Here is a 4,370-nt window from a genome sequence, read left to right as displayed (position 1 = left end):
CGCGGGATCGCCGGCTGCCGCGGCGCGCCTTCGGGCACCCGCGGCGGCCGGCGGCGGCCACTGATCGTACCGATCGACAACCGAACCGGAGCACTCCATGAGCGTCATCCTCACCTGGGTCATCAACGCGCTCGCGCTGCTGATCATCACGTACCTCGTGCCGTCGATCCACATCAAGAGCTTCGGCACGGCGCTGATCATCGCGGTCGTGCTCGGCCTGATCAACACGGTGATCCGTCCGGTGCTGATCCTGCTGACGCTGCCCGTCACGATCGTCACGCTCGGGGTGTTCATCCTCGTCGTGAACGCGTTGTGCTTCTGGTTCGCGTCGTCGCTGCTGAAGGGCTTCGAGGTGTCGGGCTTCTGGTCCGCATTCTTCGGTTCGATCCTGTACAGCATCGTGTCGTGGCTGCTGTCCGCGCTGATCTTCGGTCAGCGCGACATCGGCTGAGGCACCAGGGCTTGTCCCCTCAGAATCATGAAAACGATCGAACTCTCGTTTGAATTCTTCCCGCCGAAAACGGCGGAAGGCGTCGAGAAGCTGCGCGCCACGCGTGCGCAGCTGCTGCCGCTGAAGCCGAAATTCGTGTCCTGCACGTTCGGCGCCGGCGGCTCGACGCAGCAGGGCACGCTCGATACGGTGCTCGACATGCAGAAGGACGGCCTCGAGGCCGCGCCGCACCTGTCGTGCATCGGTTCGTCACGCGACAGCCTGCGCGCGATCCTCGACCAGTACCGCTCGTACGGCATCCGCCACATCGTCGCGCTGCGGGGCGACCTGCCGTCGGGGATGGGCGAAGTCGGCGAACTGCGCTATGCGTCGGAGCTCGTCAGCTTCATCCGTGCCGAGCACGGCGACTGGTTCCACATCGAGGTGGCCGGCTATCCGGAGTACCACCCGCAAGCGCGCTCGCCGAAGGCCGATCTCGAGAATTTCGCGCGCAAGGTGAAAGCCGGCGCGAATTCCGCGATCACGCAGTACTTCTTCAACGCCGACGCGTATTTCCGCTTCGTCGACGATGCGCGCAAGCTGGGCGTCGAGGTGCCGATCGTGCCGGGCATCATGCCGATCACGAACTTCTCGCAGCTGATGCGCTTCTCCGAGATGTGCGGCGCGGAAGTGCCGCGCTGGGTCGCGCGCCGGCTCGAAAGCTTCGGCGACGATCGCGAGTCGATCCGCGCGTTCGGCGCGGACGTCGTCACGAGCCTGTGCCAGCGTCTGGTCGACGCGGGCGTGCCCGGGCTGCATTTCTATACGCTGAACACGGCGGCCGCGACGCGGACGATCTGCGAACGGCTCGTCATGTAAGCGCGCTCACGCGATTGCATGCGTCAAAGCCCCGCCGGGTGTGCCGGCGGGGCTTTTTTTCGATGACGGCGGCGCGCGGCCGCGTGCGTCAGCGCTGCGCCTGCATCAGCGGCGGGCGCCGCTCGAACCACGGCCGCGCCTGTTCGAGCTGCCGGGCGAGCCGGAGCAGCAGCGCGTCGTCGGCGTGACGCGCGGCGAACTGCACGCCGATCGGCAGCCCGCGCGCGTTCCAGTAGAGCGGCACCGACATCGCCGGCTGGCCGGTCAGATTGAACAGTTCGGTGCAGCCGGCCCACGTGAACGCCTTTTCCGACGACTTCGCGAGCATCTCCTTCAGCAGCGGCTTCACCGGCAGCGCGGCGAGCACCTTCATCTGCGCGGCTTCGAACGGCGTCGGCTGCAATTCGCCGATCTTCACCGGCGGCCCCGCGAGCGACGCGCACAGGATCGCGTCGTAGCGCGACACGAGGCCGGCCACCTGCACGGTGAGCTGGCGCTGCCATTCGAGCACGTCAGGCAGGCGCGTGCGCGCGAGGCGCCGGCCGACCACGGCCATCGCCCACGTCGCGGCCTCGAATTCGCCGCGCTTCGGCGAGCGGCCGGTCAGCGCGCGCGCGCCGAGCACCATCTCCTCGGCGATCGTCGCCCATAGCGTGAGGAAGGTTTCGGCCGCGCGTGCGTAGTTGACCTGCAGCGTCGCCGGCTCGACATGGTGGCCGAGCGATTCGAGCAGCGCGGCCGCGTCGTCGAGCGCCGCGCGCGTGTCGCCGGCCAGTGCCGGCGCGAGCATCGGGTCGAGCACGAGGCCGATCCGCAGCGGGCCGGGCGGCGTGTCGAGTTCGTCGAGAAACGTGCCGGGCGCGCCCGCCGGCAAGGTCTGGCCGGTCGTCACGTCGAGCAGCAGCGCGCTGTCGCGCACGCTGCGCGTGACCGCATGCTGGACGACCAGCTCGCCGTTCGACGGCAGGTCGACGAGTACCGGGTTGCGGCTCGGCTTCAGCCCGAACAGTCCGCAGCACGACGCCGGAATGCGGATCGAGCCGCCGCCGTCGGACGCATGCGCGAGCGGCACGATGCCGGCCGCGACGGCCGCCGCTGCACCGCCGCTCGAGCCGCCGGGCGTGTGATCGAGATTCCACGGGTTGCGGCACGCGCCGAACAGCTCGGGTTCCGTGTACGGCATCTGGCCGATCTCCGACGTGTTGGTCTTGCCGAACACGTTGAGACCGGCCGCGCGGCTGCGCGCGATCACCGGCGAATCGTCGGCGGGCACGAAATACCGGTAGTGCCGGCTGCCCATCGACAGCGGCAGCCCGGCGACCGCCGCGCCGAGATCCTTCACGAGATAGGGAACGCCGGCGAACGGCGCGCCAGCGCCGCCGTCGGGTGTGGCGGCCGCGCGCTGGCGTGCGGCTTCGTAGTCCTGCAGCACGATCGCGTTGATCGCGCCGTTGACCGCTTCGGCCTGGCCGATCGCGGCGTCGAGCAGTTCGCGCGGGCTCGCCTTGCGCTCACGTACCAGTGTGGCGAGGCCGATCGCGTCGTGCGCGAGATAGTCCGAGTGCATCGCTGTCATCCCCGTGGTGGCTCGTGGCGATGACAGCAGCATAACGCGGGCCCGGTGCGCGGGGCCCGCGGCCGGCCGTTTTTAGAGGTGCTCGGCGAGGAAGGTCAGCGTGCGGCCGTGCGCGAGCGCCGACGCGCGCTGGTTGTACGACGCGCGGTCGGTGCAGTTGAAGCCGTGCTCGGCGCCCGGATACACGTGGAACGACGCCTGGCCGTGGCCGGCGAATGCGGCCTTCACCTGGTCGACGGCCGTGAGCGGGATGCCGTGGTCGTCTTCCGCGTAGTGGAACAGGATCGGCTGCGTGACCTTGCCGGCCAGATCGAGCGCGTTCTGGATGCCGCCGCCGTAGTAGGCCACGGCCGCGTCGATCTTGCCGGTCGCGGCCGCGCGGTACGCGAGCTGGCCGCCGAAGCAGTAGCCGATCGCGGCAACCTTGCCGGCCACTTCCGGGCGCGCGCGCAACGCATCGGCGGCCGCGCCGATGTCCGCGACCGCGAGGCCCACGTCGGTCTTTTTCATCAGCTCGATGCCCTTGTCGCGATCCGCGCCTTCGTAGGTCAGCTCGACGCGCGGCTGCGTGCGCCAGAATACGTCCGGCGCGAGCGCGACGAAGCCGTCGGACGCGTACTGGTCGGCGACCGCGCGGATGTGCGAATTCACGCCGAAGATCTCCTGGATGATGATGACGGCAGGGCCTTTGCCGCGCTTGGGCAGCGCGAGATAGCCGCCGAAGCTGTCGTTACCGGCGGCGATGTCGATCCATTGGGCAGTCACGTTCTGAACTCCTGGCGAACGGGGTGCGCGAGGCGCGCCCCGGTGGTGGAAGAGGGCGGCCTAGTGTGCCACCGATCATGCGATGGTGCAGCGCACGCGCGCGCTTCTCGCGCAGCGATCGTTTCGATCTCGATTATTCATTTTTCGGCGCTGCGCCGCTTCGATAGAGTCGACGTGCCGGCCTTTACAAAGCGCTTTCGCGCACCGTCATCGAAGGATTCGCCATGTCCGCCCGTCTGTTTGCCACGCCCTTTTCCGAACGCTTCGGCCTGCGCCTGCCGCTCGTGCAGGCGCCGATGGTCGGCGCGACCACGACCGCGATGGTCGCCGCCGCGTCGAATGCCGGCGCGCTCGGCAGTCTCGGCGCCGCCGCGTTCGCGCCCGAGCGCCTCGCGACCGAAGTCGACGCCATCCGCGCGGCGACCGATCGCCCGTTCGCGGTCAACCTGTTCGTGCTGCCGGACGCGACGCCCGACGCGGCGACCGTCGCCCGTGCTCCCGCCGCGATCGACCCGCTGCACGCCGCGCTCGGGTTGCCTCCGGGCACCGCGCCCGCGCGCTACTCGCCCGACTTCCGCCCGCAGCCCGATGCACCCGTGGCGCTGCGCGTGCCCGTTGCGAGCGCCACGCTCGTCGTGCTCGACGCAGGCTACGTCGCGCGCAGCCTCGTAGAGCCTCGTCGCGGGACAGACTGCTTCATCTCGTGCTGATCAATGTCGT

The 4,370-nt window shown here is 69.4% G+C and carries 4 protein-coding genes and 1 pseudogene; 3 read left to right on the top strand and 2 right to left on the bottom strand.

The annotated features are described in order from the left end of the window. Positions 1-97: 97 nt before the first annotated feature. Both G3N96_RS37715 and metF read left to right on the top strand, forming a co-directional pair. Complete coding sequence (locus tag G3N96_RS37715; protein WP_006477367.1) at positions 98-451, top strand: phage holin family protein; 354 nt, start codon at positions 98-100, stop codon at positions 449-451. A 27-nt stretch (positions 452-478) separates the two neighbouring features. Then, the gene (gene metF, locus G3N96_RS37710) at positions 479-1,309 is read left to right on the top strand and encodes a methylenetetrahydrofolate reductase [NAD(P)H] (protein ID WP_124584458.1); all 831 of its coding nucleotides are present in this window, start codon (positions 479-481) and stop codon (positions 1,307-1,309) included. Positions 1,310-1,397: 88 nt separating this feature from the next. Here metF and G3N96_RS37705 read toward each other — a convergent pair whose 3' ends face one another. Both G3N96_RS37705 and G3N96_RS37700 read right to left on the bottom strand, forming a co-directional pair. Beyond that, on the bottom strand, positions 1,398-2,876 hold the full coding sequence (locus tag G3N96_RS37705) for an amidase family protein (protein ID WP_206140387.1): 1,479 nt from the start codon (positions 2,874-2,876) through the stop codon (positions 1,398-1,400). Between the two features lie 81 nt (positions 2,877-2,957). Beyond that, positions 2,958-3,650 (bottom strand): dienelactone hydrolase family protein, encoded by a 693-nt coding sequence (locus G3N96_RS37700; protein WP_206140386.1) that lies wholly within the window; start codon positions 3,648-3,650, stop codon positions 2,958-2,960. Positions 3,651-3,874: 224 nt separating this feature from the next. Between G3N96_RS37700 and G3N96_RS37695 the strand changes: the two are divergent. Then, a pseudogene (locus G3N96_RS37695) lies at positions 3,875-4,312 on the top strand (nitronate monooxygenase); the annotation flags it as partial. Positions 4,313-4,370 lie beyond the last annotated feature (58 nt).

It is taken from the genome of Burkholderia sp. Se-20373 (assembly GCF_017104705.1).
Taxonomy (GTDB): Bacteria; Pseudomonadota; Gammaproteobacteria; order Burkholderiales; family Burkholderiaceae; genus Burkholderia.
Note: the sequence above shows the minus strand (reverse complement) of the source record. Positions and strands in the feature narration are given on the sequence as shown.

Excerpts from the sequence above, each read along its gene's own strand:
- G3N96_RS37715 (WP_006477367.1), top strand. The coding sequence starts at position 98 with ATGAGCGTCATCCTCACCTGGGTCATCAACGCGCTCGCGCTGCTGATC.
- metF (WP_124584458.1), top strand. The coding sequence starts at position 479 with ATGAAAACGATCGAACTCTCGTTTGAATTCTTCCCGCCGAAAACGGCG.
- G3N96_RS37705 (WP_206140387.1), bottom strand. The coding sequence starts at position 2,876 with ATGCACTCGGACTATCTCGCGCACGACGCGATCGGCCTCGCCACACTG.